The 17487-nt window shown below is 68.7% G+C and carries 15 protein-coding genes and 2 pseudogenes; 8 read left to right on the forward strand and 9 right to left on the reverse strand.

From position 1 onward, the window contains the following. Positions 1-65 precede the first annotated feature (65 nt). The 3 genes from ACVBEQ_RS22565 to ACVBEQ_RS22575 form a co-directional block, all read right to left on the reverse strand. Entirely contained in the window at positions 66-314 is a 249-nt protein-coding gene (locus ACVBEQ_RS22565) for a YdeI/OmpD-associated family protein (RefSeq protein ID WP_447155647.1), read from the reverse strand. Between the two features lie 88 nt (positions 315-402). After that, on the reverse strand, positions 403-1659 hold the full coding sequence (locus ACVBEQ_RS22570; protein ID WP_447155648.1) for an RNA polymerase sigma factor: 1257 nt from the start codon (positions 1657-1659) through the stop codon (positions 403-405). Between the two features lie 2 nt (positions 1660-1661). Further along, entirely contained in the window at positions 1662-2021 is a 360-nt protein-coding gene (locus tag ACVBEQ_RS22575) for a YciI family protein (RefSeq protein WP_447155649.1), read from the reverse strand. A gap of 323 nt (positions 2022-2344) precedes the next feature. On the opposite strand from ACVBEQ_RS22575, the gene ACVBEQ_RS22580 reads away from it, so the two are divergent. From ACVBEQ_RS22580 to ACVBEQ_RS22590, 3 genes are all read left to right on the forward strand, one after another. Next, positions 2345-4213, forward strand: coding sequence for a DEAD/DEAH box helicase (locus ACVBEQ_RS22580; protein ID WP_447155650.1), 1869 nt, complete (start codon positions 2345-2347; stop codon positions 4211-4213). Positions 4214-4278: 65 nt separating this feature from the next. Next, a complete protein-coding gene (locus ACVBEQ_RS22585; protein ID WP_447155651.1) occupies positions 4279-4947 on the forward strand; it encodes a TMEM175 family protein in 669 nt (222 codons plus the stop codon). Then, positions 4944-5990: a D-2-hydroxyacid dehydrogenase gene (locus ACVBEQ_RS22590; RefSeq protein WP_447155652.1), complete on the forward strand. Its 1047-nt coding sequence runs from the start codon at positions 4944-4946 to the stop codon at positions 5988-5990. Before ACVBEQ_RS22585 ends, ACVBEQ_RS22590 begins: the two co-directional genes overlap by 4 nt. A gap of 151 nt (positions 5991-6141) precedes the next feature. On the opposite strand, the gene ACVBEQ_RS22595 is transcribed toward ACVBEQ_RS22590, so the two are convergent. Further along, entirely contained in the window at positions 6142-8259 is a 2118-nt protein-coding gene (locus ACVBEQ_RS22595) for an acyltransferase family protein (protein ID WP_447155653.1), read from the reverse strand. Positions 8260-8551: 292 nt separating this feature from the next. Continuing rightward, entirely contained in the window at positions 8552-8713 is a 162-nt protein-coding gene (locus ACVBEQ_RS22600; RefSeq protein WP_447155654.1) for a hypothetical protein, read from the reverse strand. 19 nt (positions 8714-8732) lie between these two features. Between ACVBEQ_RS22600 and ACVBEQ_RS22605 the strand changes: the two genes are divergently transcribed. Beyond that, positions 8733-9413 (forward strand): response regulator transcription factor, encoded by a 681-nt coding sequence (locus ACVBEQ_RS22605; RefSeq protein WP_447155655.1) that lies wholly within the window; start codon positions 8733-8735, stop codon positions 9411-9413. A gap of 84 nt (positions 9414-9497) precedes the next feature. On the opposite strand, the gene ACVBEQ_RS22610 is transcribed toward ACVBEQ_RS22605, so the two are convergent. Beyond that, a complete protein-coding gene (locus tag ACVBEQ_RS22610; protein WP_447155656.1) occupies positions 9498-10265 on the reverse strand; it encodes an SDR family NAD(P)-dependent oxidoreductase in 768 nt (255 codons plus the stop codon). Positions 10266-10344: 79 nt separating this feature from the next. Here ACVBEQ_RS22610 and ACVBEQ_RS22615 point away from each other — a divergent pair, with 79 nt between their 5' ends. After that, a complete protein-coding gene (locus tag ACVBEQ_RS22615) occupies positions 10345-10710 on the forward strand; it encodes an MmcQ/YjbR family DNA-binding protein (RefSeq protein WP_447155663.1) in 366 nt (121 codons plus the stop codon). Between the two features lie 297 nt (positions 10711-11007). Continuing rightward, positions 11008-11562: pseudogene (locus ACVBEQ_RS22620) on the forward strand (DUF998 domain-containing protein); the annotation flags it as partial. A gap of 55 nt (positions 11563-11617) precedes the next feature. On the opposite strand, the gene ACVBEQ_RS22625 reads toward ACVBEQ_RS22620, so the two are convergent. Both ACVBEQ_RS22625 and ACVBEQ_RS22630 read right to left on the reverse strand, forming a co-directional pair. Continuing rightward, positions 11618-13027, reverse strand: coding sequence for a sugar porter family MFS transporter (locus ACVBEQ_RS22625; protein WP_447155657.1), 1410 nt, complete (start codon positions 13025-13027; stop codon positions 11618-11620). 143 nt (positions 13028-13170) lie between these two features. After that, positions 13171-13809: an excalibur calcium-binding domain-containing protein gene (locus tag ACVBEQ_RS22630; RefSeq protein WP_447155658.1), complete on the reverse strand. Its 639-nt coding sequence runs from the start codon at positions 13807-13809 to the stop codon at positions 13171-13173. A gap of 151 nt (positions 13810-13960) precedes the next feature. Between ACVBEQ_RS22630 and ACVBEQ_RS22635 the strand changes: the two genes are divergently transcribed. Both ACVBEQ_RS22635 and ACVBEQ_RS22640 read left to right on the forward strand, forming a co-directional pair. Then, positions 13961-15229 (forward strand): sensor histidine kinase, encoded by a 1269-nt coding sequence (locus tag ACVBEQ_RS22635; protein ID WP_447155659.1) that lies wholly within the window; start codon positions 13961-13963, stop codon positions 15227-15229. 1 nt (position 15230) lies between these two features. Next, a complete protein-coding gene (locus ACVBEQ_RS22640; protein ID WP_447155660.1) occupies positions 15231-17345 on the forward strand; it encodes a sensor histidine kinase in 2115 nt (704 codons plus the stop codon). Here ACVBEQ_RS22640 and ACVBEQ_RS22645 read toward each other — a convergent pair. Continuing rightward, positions 17246-17487: pseudogene (locus ACVBEQ_RS22645) on the reverse strand (hypothetical protein); the annotation flags it as partial. The gene ACVBEQ_RS22640 and the pseudogene ACVBEQ_RS22645 overlap by 100 nt on opposite strands.

The raw sequence follows: 17487 nt of genomic DNA on the forward strand, positions 1-17487 counted from the left end.
GACCTTCTCTGAGGTCCAACCGGGCGGTGCGACGGGCTGTTCCCCGACGATCGAGCGCCCGCGGGTCAGACGTCGAGCAGTGGATGCGGCGAACCGTGCTCCTCGGCCGGCCGGCGCTGGTACACCTGCACGTGCTCGGCCAGACCCGAGAGTCGTTCGGCGCGCTGCTCCTTGCCGCCCGACTTGGTCACCCAGTCGACGTACACCCGCTGGTCGTCGGGCCGCAGCGCTTCGAACGCCGCCAGCGCCGCATCATCGGCCTGCAGAACGGCCGCCATGTCGTCCGGTACCGCAACACCCCGTGCAGTGATCATCGTCGAATCCCATCCCGAAGTCCCAGTGCTGCTCGAAACACACTCCGCTGCCATCCTGCCCCCCGCCGCGCGCACCTGCCAGATCAGATCAGCCCGTTGACGTGACCTCTGCCGCACGCTCCTCGAAGAACGTCCGTTCGGCCGCCGTCCGCGCGCACCCGGCGGCGTTGCACCATTCCATTCCGGCCTCGCGAGCCCTGCCCAGCCGTGCGAGGAGCTGGGCGCGCGCACCGAACGCGTACGGATAGCGCTCCAGGCCGCCGAGGGCCAGCACCTCGTCGAGATCGGCGAGCCCTTTCTCGGGGCCCAACAGGTAGCTCACCGCGACGGACCGGCCGATGGCCACCGTGGCCGACGGCTCGATCTCCAGCAGCGACCCGTACAGCTCGACAACGCGGGCCCAGTCGGTGGTCGCCACACCGGACGCTGTGGCGTGTTCGGCTGCGATGGCGGCTTGCAGGGTCATCGGTCCCGGCCGCGGCCGGCCGAGCGGGCCGCGGACCAGTTCCAGGCCGCGCTCGATCAGCACAGGGTTCCAGCGGCGACGGTCGGCGTCGTCGAGCAGCACCTGCCGGCCGTCGTCACCGATCCGGCCCCCGGCGCGTCCCCGGGTGAGCAGGATCAGTGCCAGCAATGAGGTGAACTCGGCGTCGGTCGGCCTCAGCGCGTGCAGCGCGGTCGCCAGGTACTGGGCGCGATCGGCCAGATCGTCGTCGGTCAATTCCTCACCGCTCGCCGCTGTGTGTCCCAGGGTGAACGAAAGGTGAACGACCCGGCGGACCGCGGGCAGCCGTGCATCGACGGTCGCGTCGTCGGGGAGATCGAGCGCAGGCCCGGCAGCGGCCAACTTCTTCTTCGCTCTCGTCAGCCGGGCGGCCATCGTCGCGGTGGGCAGCAGGAAGGCGGCGGCGATCGCCGCTGTCGGCACACCGCAGGCCAGACGCAACGTCAGCGCGATCTGGTCCTCGACGGAGATCCGCGGGTCACAGCACAGCACCACAAGGCGCAGGTCCTCGTCGCCGATCACCCCGACCTCGGTGCCGATGTCGGCCGCGTCGCCCGCGGACCGGAGGCTGCCGGCCGTCAGGATCACCGCACGTCGCGCCGCCTGCGCCGTCCGGATCCGGTCGATGGCCCGCCGCTTGGCCGCCGTGATGAGCCACGCCTCGACCGATTCCGGAACTCCACGCTCCGGCCAGGTCTGCAGGGCGAGCAGGAACGCGTCTGCCGTCGACTCTTCCGCGATGTCGAGATCCCGGACCGATCGCAGGGTGACGGCGAGGACCCGACCGGATAGTTCCCGTTGGGCCCGCGCCGCCACCTCGGCGATCGCCGGAGGAACCACGGTCAGCCGCCGATCTCCCAGATCGGCCGCAACTCGACGTACCCGTACGGCGCAGGGCAGCGTTTGGCCAGCTCCAACGCGGTGGCATCGTCGGCGGCCTCCACGAGGTAGTAGCCGCCGACGACTTCCTTGAGTTCGGGCAACGGATTGTCGATGGTGTGCACCTCGGCCGTCCGGGTTCCGCGCAGATAGCTGGCCGTCGACGTCGGCTGCAGCGCCTCACCGCCGAGCATCGTGGCGCCCGCCTCCGCCACTTCCTTCGCGAAAGCGTTGTGTTGCTGCATCGACTCGGCGAATGCCGCCTCACCGCCCTCCGCGTACGCCGTCTCGCGCTCGACGATCACCATCAGGTACTTGGGCATGCGCTCTCCTCGTCACTGCCTCGAATGTCAAAGTTCGATAGGTCGCCCGCTGCGACGCCGTCATCGATCCAGACGGAGCACCCGTGGACGTTTCGACAACGCCCGCGATCTTTCTCCCAACGGGGCACGTGGGCGACCTCACTTTCGGATGATCGTCGCCGTCGGTTACGATGAGACGTTCTTGGAGTGTGTCGCGCCGCTCTCGACGACGGATTTCTCATCATTCGGGACTGCGACAGGAACCCGCCAACCGGGCCGGTTCCCGACGCTCCTGTCCACGATGATTGGTTTTGATGTCCTCCGCTGCTGCTCTTGATTCGACCATGCTCGTCACTGAATCGATTAACTCGGTCTCGATCGACTCCGAGTTGATCAACACCGATCTGCCCGCCGACCAGGTGATCCTCGACGAGGAGATGGCAGATTCCGGCCCGCGTTTCACCGACCTCGACCTCCCGCCGGCGCTGCTCCGCGCCGCCGCCGACCTCGGCTTCGACATCCCCACCGCGATCCAGGCAGCTGCCATCCCGGCACTGCTGTCAGGTCGCGACATCACCGGCGTCGCGCAGACCGGAACCGGCAAGACCGCCGCGTTCGGCATGCCTCTGCTGGCCTCCATCGAGCCGCGACGCGGCGTGCAGGCACTCGTCCTGACCCCGACCCGCGAGCTCGCCGTCCAGGTCGCCGAGGCGATCAGCACGTTCGCCGCGCACCTCCCGGCCGTCCAGGTGGTGCCGATCTACGGCGGCGCCAGCTTCCTGCCGCAGCGCGCCGCCCTGCGCGCCGGCGCGCAGGTCGTCGTCGGCACTCCGGGCAGGATCATCGACCACCTCGAGCGCGGCACGCTCGACCTGTCGGGCTTGAAGTTCCTGGTCCTGGACGAGGCCGACGAGATGCTGCGAATGGGGTTCGCCGAGGACGTCGACCGCATCCTGACCGACGCCCCGGGCGAGCGGCAGACCGCCCTGTTCTCCGCGACGATGCCGCCGGCCATCCGGAACATCGCCCGCAAGCACCTGTCCGACCCGGTGGACATCGCCGTGTCCCGGCAGTCGTCCACCGTGGACGCCGTCCGGCAGACGTACGCCATCGTCCCGTTCCGGGACAAGGTGGACGCCCTGACCCGCATCCTCCAGGTCTCCGACGGTGACGCCACCATCGTGTTCGTCCGCACCAAGGACGCCTGCGACCAGGTCGGCGCCGATCTGCTGGCCCGCGGCGTGTCCGCGGCCGCGATGAACGGCGACGTCCCGCAGAAGGAACGCGAGCGGATCATCGAACGGCTGCGTGACGGCCGGCTCGACGTACTCGTCGCCACCGACGTCGCCGCCCGCGGGCTCGACGTCGAGCGGGTCGATCTGGTGGTGAACTTCGACGCACCGGGCGAGCCCGAGGCGTACGTGCACCGCATCGGCCGGACGGGCCGCGCCGGCCGGACCGGCAACGCGCTGACGTTCTTCACCCCGCGCGAGATCGGCCGACTGCGGGCGATCGAGCGGGCCACCCGCAACACCCTCGAGCAGATCACCCCGCCGACCGCCGCCGACGTGGCAGCGCACAAGGCGACCAGGGTGCTGGAGAAGGCCGTCGAGCGGCTCGGCGGCGGATCGCTCGCGCACTACCGCCAGGCGGTCGCCACCTTCCTGTCCGAGCAGGACCTGACCGCGGGCGAGTTGGCGGCAACCCTGCTGGCGCTGGCCGCCGGTGACGACGGCTCGGTCGCCGAGCAGCGTCAGTCGACGCCGTCCTTCGCCCCCGAGCGGGACGAGCGCGGCCCCGCCAGGTCCACCGGCGAGCGCGGCGCGCGGCGCCGCGATCCGATCGGTCCGCGGTACCGCGTGGCGGTCGGCCACACGCACGGTGTGCGGCCCGGCGGCATCGTCGGCGCCATCACCGCCGAGGGCGGCTTGAACGGTAAGGACCTCGGCCGGATCGACATCTACGACACCTTCTCCACCGTCGAGATCGCCGGCCAGCTGTCACCCGCCGTCGTCGGGCGGATCTCCGCGGCCAAGGTCAGTGGGCAGTCGCTGCGCATGGAGCTGGACTCCGGGGACTACGACGGCCGCCGCGCCGGCGTACCCAGGTCGGCCCCGAGCGGACCGCGCAGGACCGGCCCGACCCGCAACGGCGAGCGGCACGGCAGCGATCGGCACGGCAGCACGCGAGAGCGCCGGTCCTACGCACGCTGACCGACCGCACTGACCAATCGGGCCGGTGACCTTCCAGGTCACCGGCCCGCTGGCATGATGTCCCGATGACCACTCCGGCCCGGTTCGACCGGGACGCGCTGGAGTTCGCCAGAGCGGTCACCTTCTTCGACGCGATCTTCGCCTTCGCCGTCACGCTGCTGATCACCACCGTCGACGACTTCTCGCCCGACGCGTGGTCCAGCCTCGACGCGCTGTTGGAAACCAACGGACCATCGCTGCTGGCCTTCGCGATCAGCTTCATCGTGGTGGTCTCGTTCTGGCGGGCGAATCACCGAGAGGTCACCAGCTTCGCGGCCCTGGACGGACGCGGCATCCTGCTCAACTGCGCGGTGATGTTCGGGGGCGTGCTCATCCCGTTCACCACCGAGGCGCTCGGCAAGCTTGACCTCCCGCTGCCGGTGGCCGTCTACGCAGTGGTGATCTCCGGGACCTACCTGATGCAGTTCATCGTCGTGTTCGACGCCGACCGGCGTGGCCTGCGCGGCACCCGGATGAGCCCGCGCGAGAAGAAGTGGGCGCTGCTGGGTGCCGCGATCCTGCCGGTGGTCTTCCTCGGCTCCATACCGGTCGCCTACCTGGTGTCCCCCAGTTGGGCGCAACGGTGCTGGATCGTCCCGGCGGTGATCTATCCCGTCCTCGGCAGGCTGGAGCAGCGTTCGGCGCCGGCGAGAACCGGTGATGGGACACCTGCGACGGGGAACACACCGGCATGACCCCGATCCGGGTGGCCATCGCCACTCCCCTGCCCGCCGACCTCCGGCACCTGATCACCAGCGTCGACCCCGGCATCGAACTGCTCGTCGACGACGCCCTGCTGCCGCCGATGCGACACCCCGGGGATCACGACGGCGACCCAACGTTCCACCGGACTCCCGACCAGCAAGCCGCTTTCGACGCCCTACTGGCCGAAGCCGATGTGCTGTACGGCATCCCGGACACCAGATCCGAGGCACTGGCCCCCGCGGTGCGGGCGAATCCGAGACTGCGCTGGGTGCACACGATGGCCGCCGGCGGCGGCGCCCAGGTGAAGGCCGCCGGACTGACCGCCGAGGAACTCGACCGCGTGCAGTTCACCACCTCGGCCGGCGTGCACGGCGGGACGCTTGCCGAGTTCGCGCTGTTCGGGGTGCTGGCCGGCGCGAAGGACCTGCCCGGGCTGCAGCGCCAGCAGGCGGCGCACGAGTGGCCGGGGCGCCGGCCGCTGGGTCAGGTCGGCGAGCAGACCGTGCTGGTGGTCGGACTCGGCGGTATCGGCACCGAGACCGCTCGGCTGCTCAAGGCTTTCGGTGCAACGGTGCTGGGTGTGAAGCGCACCGTTGAACCCGTCGACCATGTCGACGAGGTGTACGGCACCGAGGATCTGGCCAAGGCGATCAGCCGGGCCGATGCCGTCGTCGTCACCCTGCCCGGCACCGATGCGACCACCGGGCTGATCGACAGGACGGTGCTCGACGCCGCCCGGCCCGGGCTCGTGGTGGTCAACGTCGGACGTGGCACCGTCATCGACGAGCCGGCCCTGATCGACGCGCTGCGGTCCGGCCAGGTCGGCTCCGCATACCTCGACGTGTTCGCGGTCGAGCCGCTGCCGGCGGACTCTCCGCTGTGGGACCTGCCGAACGTGCTCGTGTCACCGCACACGGCCGCGCTGAACGAGGCGGAGGACCGCCGGATCGCGGAGTTGTTCGCGGACAACCTCCGCCGCTTCCTCGACGACGAGCCGCTGCGAAATGTGATGGACACCAGAGACTTTTACTGATACGGCCCGTCATGGCTTTGCACCGGCGGGTCGGTTTCCGCGTCATCGGCAACCGTGAACGAGTGAGTCTCAGCACGGGCGCCGGCGGGATGTCGTTTCTCGTCGAACGCCGCAGCACCACGGTCGGCGCTCTGGCAGGCTGATCCCGGCGTCACCTACCAGTACGGTCACCACCTGTAAGTTGCAGGACTCGGTCCACCAGTATCGGAGCCACGGTTTTCGCATAGGTTGCCGACAGGTGGTGAGAGTCGCGGTAAGTAATGACGTTACCGATGACCATCGGGCACCCCCCGTCAACGCAATAAAGGTCGGACAGGTCGATGAGGTCGGCTCCGGGGGTGCGGGCCACTGTCAGGGCCATCGAGTCGGGCGACTTCATACCCTCGACCTCCGGGATGACGCAGCGGCTGCCGTCCCCGCCCTTCGTCACGTCTTCGATCACGCAGTTGCTGAGTGCGTCAGGCACCGCCGGGTTATCGGCGATCGCAATGACACGCGTGCCACGCTCGACAACCGGTGTCCATACGGCGGATTGGTCCGCCGCGAGTGCGTCGACCTGCTGGGCCGTCACGTCGACACCGCGATATCTGGTGACCAAGATGACGTCGTACCGCTGTCCGTTGAGAAAGCGGTCGTTGACAGCGGTGCGGAAGGCTGAACAGTCGGCATCTGTCTGGTTCGGTTTCGGGGGAGCGGTACCAGGGGAGCGCTCGATCGTGCGCCACCCGCAGCCCTGCGCGTTGTATGCATCGAGGTGCCAGTTCAGATCCTCGAGGAGGGGGATGATCGCCTGGGTCAGCATCGCGCCATGCGAGTCACCCTGGATAGCGACGCGGACGGCGTCGGGACGGTCCGACCCCCACGAGGCGCACTTCAGCAGCTCACCGCTCGGCGGCACGCCCGGGTAGCAGTCGTAGGCGTTGCCCTTGTCGTCCTTCAGCGCCGCCAGGCGAGGGATGAGGACGCCTGCCATCGCGGGGTCATCACACGGCGCGGCGAGCATGGCCGCGGCTCCCAAGCAGTCGCGTTCGCTCGTCAGATAACCCGCGACCTCGACCTTGCTCGCGGCGAGGTCCGAGCGGGCGGAGAGGAAGGTGGCCGCTGGCACGACGCACGCTACGGCCATTCCGGCCGCGGTGAGCAGGAGGGTCCGACGAGGACCCCGGGCTATCAGGACCGGGTTGGTCCGCATGACATCCTCGACGTAACGCTTTGTCATCCAAGCCAGCACTATGGAACTGACGAGCAGGATCCACCGGTCGAGGGCGTTCAGCTCCCGCCCCAGCGCAAAAGGAACGATGACGATGAGCGGCCAGTGCCACAGGTAGAGGGAGTAGGAGACGTTGCCGAAGAACCCAGCGGGCCTGAACCGGGACAGCGCCGTTGACGACCACGCGAGCACCGATCCACCGGCCCAGATCACGGCCGCGGTGGACGCCACCGGAACGGCCGCAAGGTACCCGGGAAACGGGGTCTGGGCGTTGTAGAAGAGCCCGGTCGCAATAATGCCTGCGACGCCTGCCCAGCCAACGACTGCGCGCGTCACCGAGTCCGAGGCCAGCCTTGTCGCGAGGATGCCGAGGATGCCGCCGACACCGAACTCCCACACTCGTGTCGGGGTCACGAAATACGCGAGCGGGGCGTCGGTTCGTGTCAGGACGATCGACACGCCGAAGGAAACCACCGTGACGATCGACAGGACGAGGAGGGCGACCCGGCGGTGCCCGCCGGCGATCGTGAATCGGGCGGCGATCATGAGGGCCACCAGGATGAGCAGAGGCCAGACGAGGTAGAACTGTTCTTCTACCGAGAGGGACCAGTAGTGCTGAACGGGCGACGCATCGTTCTCGGCACCGAGGTAGTCGACGGAGTCGCGCGCGAGCTGCCAATTCACGACGTAGAACGTAGACGCGACCATCTCTTTCGAGAACTGGTCCCAAAGCGTGCGGGGTACCCATAGCACGGTCCCGATCGCCGAGACTGCGATGATCAGGAGGGACGCGGGCAGCAGCCGTCGGGCTCGACGGGCCCAGAAGGAAGCGAGCGCGATCTTTCCTCGGCGGTCGGCCTCGGACACAAGGTGCCTCGTGATCAAGAATCCCGAAATGACGAAGAAGACGTCGACGCCTGCGTAGCCGCCTGGCACCCATGCGGGCCAGAAGTGGTAAATCACGACCAGGAGGACCGCGATCGCCCGAAGGGCCTGTATCTCGGGTCGCACGGCCCGTTCGCGGTGCGGAGCGGGCGCGGGCAATCGCGGCTCGCTCACCGGGCGAGGCTATCGCACCGTCGCAGTCATTCGGTGATGAACACGGAGACGTCGGCGACCTGGTGCTGACGTTGATCGCGTTGAACCTGACCTGTGAAAGGGCGAGGTGTGCAAGGGGCCCGATCACGGAAAGTCCTGCCGTGGCGGTGCAGAGCCGGTTTGTGCTGCTGTTTGCTCAGCCCCGGCGACCGGCGCTGGATCCAGATCGTCATTCTCGTCGTGGTGTGCTGTCCCTGGCATTCGGTCAGGGCGTCATTGGGTGCTCGCCGGGCGGCAGTCGCCGATTCGCTGCTCATATATTGCGATGCCACCGGTCTAGTGGCCGCCGCGCTGATCTTCTGGCCGGGTTCGGCCGGCAGCGTCCGATCAGCGCGCTGGCAGTGCTGATCACCTCGACCTGAAAACGGCCATCGCCGCTCAACTGCTCGCTGAGCAAGCCGCGGATCTCGTCCACCAGGACTAGAGTCCGCCCCGTGGCGATACGGGTCGTCTTCGCCGAGGACAACTACCTCGTCCGGGAAGGCACGTCCGCGCTGCTCGCAGAGGTCGACGAGATCGACCTGGTCGGGGTGGTCGCCGAACCGCAGGCGCTTCTCCGGTCCGTCGGAGAACTGCAGCCGGACGCCGTCCTGACCGACATCCGGATGCCGCCGACCTTCACCTCGGAGGGCATCGACGCCGCGAAACGCATCCGGGTCGACCACCCGTCGGTGGGTGTCGTCGTGCTGTCCCAGTACGCCGAGGACGACCTCGCCTTCGAATTGCTCTCCGACGGTGTGGCCGGCCTGGGTTATCTGCTGAAGGAACGCATCTCCCAGGTCGACGAACTGGTGCGTGCCCTGCAGGACGTGTGCCGGGGCGGCTCCGCGCTGGACCCGAAGATCGTCGAGGGCTTGATGTTCCGGCGCTCCCGGGAGGCGAAGTCGCCGCTGCACCACCTGACCGAACGGGAGCGCGAGGTGCTGGCCGAGATGGCCGCCGGGCGGAACAACGCGGCCATCGCGAAGGCGCTGTACATGAGCGACCGGGCAGTCGAGAAGCACATCGGCGTGGTGTTCCAGAAACTCGGCCTGGTGGAGGAGGGCGAGGTCAACCGGCGGGTGATGGCCGTTCTGGCGTTCCTCGATGCCGGCGGTCCCGCGCAGCGCCGCTGATCCGCGATCAGCTGAGCCACTGCGACGTCGTGCCGACAATCCTGCTGCCGTCCAGATCCGCGATCTTCGCCCCGACGAAAGCCCTTACCCCATCTGAGGTTGAACCCGGAAGGCCGGCGTGTCCGCGTTCAGCGCTGAGACGATCACGTCGGCGACGTCGGCGGGGCTTTGCGCTGCAGCGAAAGCGCCCGCCGTGCGGCGCAGGTACGACGTCAGGGCGTCGGCGTACGGCCCGGCTTCGGCGGTCAACCGGTCGGCGTCGAGCCCGACGTTGGCGACGAACTCGCTGGCCACCGCACCGGGCTCCACGACACTCACCGCCACTCCGACCGCGGCCGCCACCGGCGCGAGGGATTCCATGAAACCTTCGACGGCGAACTTCGCGGCGCAGTACGCCTCGTTGAACGGCTGCCCGATGACACCGCCGACGCTGGTCACGGTGATCACCCGTCCCCCGCTCGCCCGCAGGTACGGCAACGCGGCGCGGGTGACGTCCAGGACACCGAAGAAATTGACCTCCATCACCGAGCGGACGTCGTCGATGCTCTCCAATTCCAGGGTGCCGACGTGGCCGGACCCGGCGTTGTTGACCACCGCGTCGAGCATCCCGAGATCGCCGATCACCCCCGAGACGCACGACCCCACCGATGACGGGTCGACCACGTCCATTGGCCGGATGTCGATCCGCTCCAGCACACCCGCCTGCTCGGCGGCCTCCAGGAGGGTTCGCGAGCGGCGGGTGTCGCGCATGGTGGCGACGACCCGCCAACCGGCCGTCGCGGCGGCCACGGCTGTCCGCGCGCCGATGCCGGAGGAGGTACCGGTGATGAGCACTGTCCTGGTGGTGGGCACGGTACGACCGTACGCTGGGCCGGTGTCAGCTGCGGACCGACCGGCACGCGTCCAGGACGTGCACGAGATCGCTGCTGCGATGCCGCATGTCGCCGTCACCGAGGGGCCGGCCGGCAATCCGGTCTACGCGGTCGGGGGCAAGTCGTTCGTCTTCTTCCGCACCCCCAGACCGGATGCCGTCAACCCGGAGACGGGCGAGCGGTTCGCCGACGTCATCGTGATCTGGGTGCCGTCCGAGGAGGACAAGCGGGCGCTCGTCTCCGACCGGCGGACGCCCTTCTTCAGCACCGCGCACTTCGACGGCCACCTGTCAGTGCTGGTCCGGGCGAGCCGCATCGCGGAGTTGACCGTTTCCGAACTGGCCGAGGTGATCGAGGACGCCTGGCTGTCCCGGGCATCGGCGCGCCGCGCGAAGGACTGGCTGGCGGCGCATCCCACGAACTGACCGGTCGGGTGGGGTGAGCACACCCCCACGGGGATCCAGCCCCACCCCGAGCGGTGGAATTGCCCTCCGTGATACCGGGAAATACACGCCGGAAAATGGCGGCCCTGACCCGGATAAATGGTCGGTCAGCGCCCTGACCTGCAGCTTTTCAATTCCATAACGTCATCTGTGCGCCGACAACCACGTCGGGACCTGATCACCGGGAAGCCGCAGATGACCACCATTGAACTGCACCGGACCCGCACCGTTCCGGCCGTCCGGAACGATCGGCCGGCGGGCCACACCGCCAAGGTCGCGATGGTCGCGGCCACCGCCTCGGTGCCGCCGATCACGATGCTGCACCTGAGCGTGACCGGGCCGTTGGAGCCAGCGGGTTGGACGATCAGCGACTACGTCGTCACGGTCCCGAACGGCGTCCCGCTCTACGCGATGACGGCCGGCGCGATGGCGGTCGGCGGCGGCGCGCTCGCCAGGTCCCTGCAGTCGCGGGCGGCGAGCGGTGCGCTCCGGTTGTTGCTGGCGATCTGGGCTGCAGCCGTGCTGGTCACCGCGATCTTCCCGACGAACATGCCGGGGACGCCCGAGAACACTTCCTCCGTCATCCATCTCGTCGCCGGGGCCGTGGTGTTCGCGCTGCTGCCGGCTGCCGGGTTGCTGCTCGTGCGGGCGTTGCGCCGCGCCGGGGACACCGCGCTCACGGTCCCGCTGGCCGTCACGGCGGCTGTCGGTGCCGTTCTGAGCACCGCGCTCATCGCGAATCGGCTGCCGGCGGTCATCGGGATGCCGGAGTTGATGCTGCCGCCGGGAATCCTGCAGCGGGCCGCCGGAGCGGTGCAGATCCTGCTGTTGGCTCTCGCTGCGGCCGCGGTGCTGCGGTCCGCCCGAGAATCCGCTCAGTGCTCGCCGCTCAGTGATCAGCGGAGCTGGACCGCGGCCGGGCACCGTGCGCGTCGCGCATCGCCTCGGAGTGCACCAGCCCGAGTTCGCGTTCCATCTCCTCCAGCGGGATGCCCTTGGTCTCGGGCATGACCTTGATGACCCAGACCAGCTGACCGACCATGCAGAGGGCGAACAGCAGGAACGCAGCGCCGCCGCCCAACGCGGAGGCGATGCCGGGGAAGGACCAGGAGACGACCGCCGCGAACACCCAGTGCGTCAGGCTGCCGAACGACTGGCCCCGGCCGCGGATGCGGTTCGGGAAGATCTCGGAGATGAAGACCCAGATGACGGCGCCCTGACCGAAGGCGTGCGAGGCGATGAACAGCATGATGCCGACCAGCACCAGCGCACTGGAGACGCCGCTGAAGTTCCCGTTGAAGACGAAGAACACCACGGCCAACCCGCCAAGGCTGATCAGATACCCGATCGAGCCCACCAACATCAACCTCCGGCGGCCGATCCGGTCGATCACCGTGAGCGCGGCCATCGTGGCGATCAGATTGACCCCACCGACGGCGACACTCTCGAGGAAGGCGGCGTTCTCACCCGCGCCCGCCATCCGGAACACGTCGGGTGCGTAGTACAGGACCGCGTTGATGCCAGACAGCTGGTTGAACGCCGCGATGGCGAAGGCGAGCAGGATCACCTTGCGGTGATCGCGGGTGAAGAACTTCACCGACGGCGCATTCTCCGCGGCACGCAGTGAGGTGGACACCTCCTCCAGTTCCTGCTCGGCCTCGGCGTCGCTGGAGGTGAGGCGGCGGATCGTCGCCTCACCGTCGGCATCCCGGCCGACGGACAACAACCACCGCGGGCTCTCCGGAACCGTCAGCAACAGCAGCAGGAAGATGGCCGCCGGCACCGCCATCACACCGAACATCCAGCGCCAGGCGGTTTCATCCGGGAGTACCTGAGCAATGACGTAATTGGACATATAGGCCAGCAGGATGCCGAGCACGATATTGAATTGGACAAGACCGACAAGCCGACCACGCAATCGGGGCGGCGACACTTCCGCGGTATAGATCGGCGCCGTGACCGACGCCGCGCCGACACCGATGCCACCGACGAACCGGAACAGCATGAAAAGCGTGAGATTCGGTGCCAGAGCACTTCCCAGCGCGCCGATCAGGTACAGCACGCCAATGACGTAGAGCACTTTCTTCCGGCCGAAGAGGTCAACCGGCCGGCCCGCCGCCAAAGCCCCGACGATGGTGCCGATCAGCGCGGTGGCGACGGTGAACCCGAGCATGAAACCACTGATGCCGAAGACTCTTTCGAGATCCGCAGTGGTCCCGGAGATCACCGCGGTGTCGAACCCGAAGATCAATCCACCGAGGGCCGCGACAATGGCGCTACGCAATACCAGACTGTTCACGCGGCGAACCGTACTGCCTGGCCCGACCCGCGGCGCATCGCAAGGCTTATTCGACGCGCGCCGCAGGAAACATTACTCGAATGCAGCTGCGGGCAATTCAGCGCGTGACGGTCAGGTCGAGCCGCGATGCGCCGAAGGAGTGATTACGGCAGCGCCTCGCAGGCAATGCGGTCGTTGTCCGCGTCGAGCCGGGCGACATCACCGTAGTAAGGAAAGTATTTGTCGAAGAAGGCCTGGGCCTGAGCCTGGGTGGCGAAGTCGTCGCAGTCGCGGTCCGCGGGACGCGGCGGGACTGTGCTCGAGCCGCACACCCTGGTCAGCGGCGACAGGATGTTCAGGTTGCTCAGCCCGCCGTCGGTCCACCGGACGCTGTAGATGCCGCGGGCCCGGTAGTCGCGGCACGAGCCGGCGGCGACCGACACCCACGGCGTGTAGCTGATCACCGTCGACGCGGTTCCGGAATTGGCCGGCGTGGCGTTCCTGGCCAGAGCCGTCGTCGATGTGCCCACGGCAACACTCGTCACCTGCACCCGTAGTGCTTTCGACAGTTTCGTGATCCGGGCCGCGCCGCGAACCTTGGTGATCCGCCCGGATCCGTCCTTGTAGACCTGGATGCCGACCGCATAGCTGACGCCGCCGTTGGCTGCGACCCCGCCCCGGTAGGCCTTCCCGTTCAGAGTGCCGATGCCCGTCACCGAGTCCGCCGACGCGGCCGGTGCGATCAGCACGAACGCCAGCAGGACAGTCAGCGCACCAGCGAAGAGTCTTTTCCAATAACCCATGTCAACCCCCTTGTTGTGACCCCGAAGGTTGGGATTGAAGCATCGCGGTCGGGGCAGCCCGGGCGGTGAACACGGTTGCGCGGCCGGGATCAGCCGATCGAGGGAACAGAACCCCGCTTGCGCCACTCGGCCGGAGGAGGATCCTGATCCAATGGTGCGCGCGCGCAGCCTCGGCCTGCTCACCGGCACCGTGATGGCGGGGCTGGTGATCCTCACCTACCTGCTGATCGTGCCCGTCGGGGGCGCCGTGCTCGGCCGCCCTGGAACACCCGGGCTCTGGCTGTCGGTGGTCGCCACGGCCGTCGTGGCCATTGCCTTCGAACCCGTGAGAAAGGTTGTCAGGTCCAAGCTCTCGCGTCTGCTCGATGTCGACGACACGTCGCCGTACCAGGTGCTGGCGGATTTCAGTACCTCGGTCACCGGTCGTTATCCCGTGGAGGACCTTCCCATGCGGATGGCCGCGGTGCTGGCCAGGGGGACCGGAGCGAGCAGGGCGGAAGTGTGGCTGTCGGTGAACGGCGCACTGGAATTGGCCGCGTGCTGGCCCCCGGGTACCGCATCACCCGCCGACGGGCGACGACACAGCCTGCCCGTCCGGGAGCGGGGCGAACTGCTCGGCACGCTGACGGTGACCGTCGATGACGACCATGAGTTGTCACCGGTAGAGGAACGGCTGTTCGCGGGCCTGGCAGCGCAGTCCGGGCTGGTGCTCCGGGTGGCGGGGCTGCGTGCGGAACTCGAACAGGAACTGCGCGAACTCGACCGCCGCACCGAAGAACTCCGGCTGGCCCGGCGGAATCTCGTCAGCCGGCAGGACGCCGAACGGCAACGACTGGAGCGCAACATCCACGACGGGGCACAGCAGCAGGTGCTCGCCCTGCTGGTCAACCTGCGGCTGGCCCAGACGCTGGCCCCGCGCGCCCCGGAACGGGCGGCAGCCCTGCTGACCGCGCAGGCCGGGGCCGCCACGGCCACCATCGACACCCTGACCATGCTGTCCAGGGGGCTCTACCCTCGCCTGCTGACCGAGTCGGGACCCGTCGCGGCCCTCAGGGCGGCGGTCGCGGACGGCCCGGTCCCGGTGCGGGTGGCCAGCCCGGACCTTCCCCGCTACTCCGCCGAGATCGAGGCGGCCGTCTACTTCTGTTGCCTGGAGGCGGTACAGAACGCCACCAAGCATTCCGGTGCCCGGCATATCGCCATCGACATCGCGAACGGCCAGGGCGTTCTCGAGCTGACCATCACCGACGACGGCCACGGTTTCGATGCGCTCCGAGCTCCGGCGGGCGGCCTGGCCAACATCCGCGACCGGGTCGAGGCGGTGCAGGGCGAGCTGTCCGTCGAATCGGGACCGGTGGGCACCACCATCACGGCACGCGTCCCCGTGGATGAGGCCGCCGTCACGGCCGGGGCCCGCTGACATGCGCAGGCTGGGTTGGGCGCTGTTCGGCCTCACCTGCGCGATGTTCGTCCTGCAGGGTGCCCTGCTCGCGGCGTCCACCAATTCGCTGATCTCGCACAAGGTCCTCGTCGATCAGGCCTTCCCGCTGGTCGGATTGGGCGCTGTGATCGGAGCAGGGATCGGCGTGCTGATCATCTCCCGCTACCCCGGGAACGTGATCGGCTGGTTGTTCGTCGTCGGGCAGCTGGGCAGCATCATCGGTCTGGCCGCGGACGCGTTCACCGTCCTGGTGGCCGAGGGCACCGTGGACGCCCCGCTGGCCGGACAGATCTGCGCCTACCTGAAGTCGATGTTCGACGGGACTTACACGATGGTCTTCCTGGCCATCATCTTCATGATCGCTCCCGACGGCCGGCCGCTGTCCCCCCGCTTGCGATACGCCATTGCACTCCCGATCGCCGCGTTGGCCCTGCGGCTCGCGATCCTGTTCTCCCAGCCGGCGAGCGATCTGATCCCCGGTGCGGTCACAGAACCGGATGGACCAATCATCGCCCTGCTGCTGGCCGACGTGCTGATGCTGTTGCTGTCCTTCTCGCTGGGTGCCGTGGCGCTGGTCCTTCGGATGAGGCAGGCGAGCGGGCCCCGCCGCGCGCAGCTGCGGTGGATCCTGACCTCCGCGGTCGTTGTCGGGATCGCCCTGCTCGCCTACATCGTCGGCGCCCTGCTGGCGCCGCCCGTTCCGTGGGTCCTGGCCGAGATGCTCTACCTCGCCTACATCTTCGTCTGGGTCGCGGTCGGCGTGGCCATCCTCCGCTATCGGCTGTACGACATCGACATCATCCTGAGCAGGGCGATCGTGCTCGGCGTGCTGGCCGCGTTCGTCACCCTCGGGTACATCGGCGTGGTCGTGCTGATCAGCTGGCTGCTCACGGCGACCGGCCTCCCCGGCGCATCGCTGTACTGGCCGTCGTTGGTCGCGACCGCCCTGGTGGCCGCTGCTTTCCAGCCGCTCCGCCGGCACGTCCTGCGACTGGCCGACCAACTGGTGTACGGCAGGCGGGCGGCCCCGTACGAGGCGCTCGCGACGCTCAGCCGGCGACTCGCGGACAGCCCGTCGCCGGACGAGCTTCCGTCCAGGGTGGCCGAGGCGGTCGGCCGCGCGGTGGGGGCCGAGCACGTGCGGGTGAGCGTGCGCCGGCCGGGTGTGTGCTCGCTGGTCACCGGCGCCGGGTGGCCCGCGGAACCGGTCCCCGCCGGCCTCCCCGACCCCGACCTGGTGCTGCCGATCAAGGACTTCGACGAGGTGGTCGGATCCATCGAGATCACCATGCCGCCGGGCAGGACCCTGCGCGCCGGCGAGCGACGGCTGATCGAGGACGTCTCGGCGCAGGCCGGGATGGCATTCCGCAACGCCCTGCTCGAAGCAGAACTCGCGGCGCGGGTCGCTGAGAGCGAGCGCCGGTCGGGCGAGCTCGCGGCGTCCCGCCGACGCCTGGTGGGCGCGGAGGACGAGGCGCGGGCGCGCCTCGCGGACGCGATCCGTCGCCGGGTCGTCCCGCACCTGACTGCGGTCGATGCCGAACTGGGCCGGCGGCCGGATGTCGCGACGGTGGACCTCGACCGGTTGATCGCCGAAACCGAGTGCGCCCTGGAGGAATTGCGGGAGGTGGTCCGGGGGGTGTTCCCCGCCCTGCTGGAACGGCGGGGGCTGGTGCCCGCGGTGACCTCGTACCTGTCCTCCCGCCCGTCCACTGCCCATTCGTCCACTGGTCCCGTACTCGAGGTGGACGATGCGGCCACCGGGCGGCTCGACCCGGCGGTCGAAGCGGCCGGTTATGCCTTCGTTGCGGAGGTCTCGAGCGCCGGACCACCCCGCTCGATTCGCCTTGGCGTGCGCGATGAGAACCTGCTGATCAGCGTGGACGTGGCCGGCGACGCGGCGAACGAACTGCGGTGGCAGCACGCGCGCGACCGGGTGGCGGCCCTGGATGGGGAGATCCGGCTGAACAACGACGGCGGCGGCGGCGTGCAGCTTCAGGCCGTCATTCCGCTACCCCCGGACCGGCGGCGCGACACGACGGCCGCCCACTCCTCGGCCAGCCGGTCGGGTCCGAACGACGACTTGGACACATAGGCGGCCGCGCCGCAGTCGTCGGTGAGGTCCGCGAACTCGGCTTCGTCGTACGAGGAGAGCAGGATCACCGCGATGTCCGGGTGGTCGTCCCGATCGATTCGTGCTTGTCCGTGGTACTCGGCAACCGTGGGCTGAGTCGGAG

The sequence above is a fragment of the Nakamurella sp. GG22 genome, from assembly GCF_052976845.2.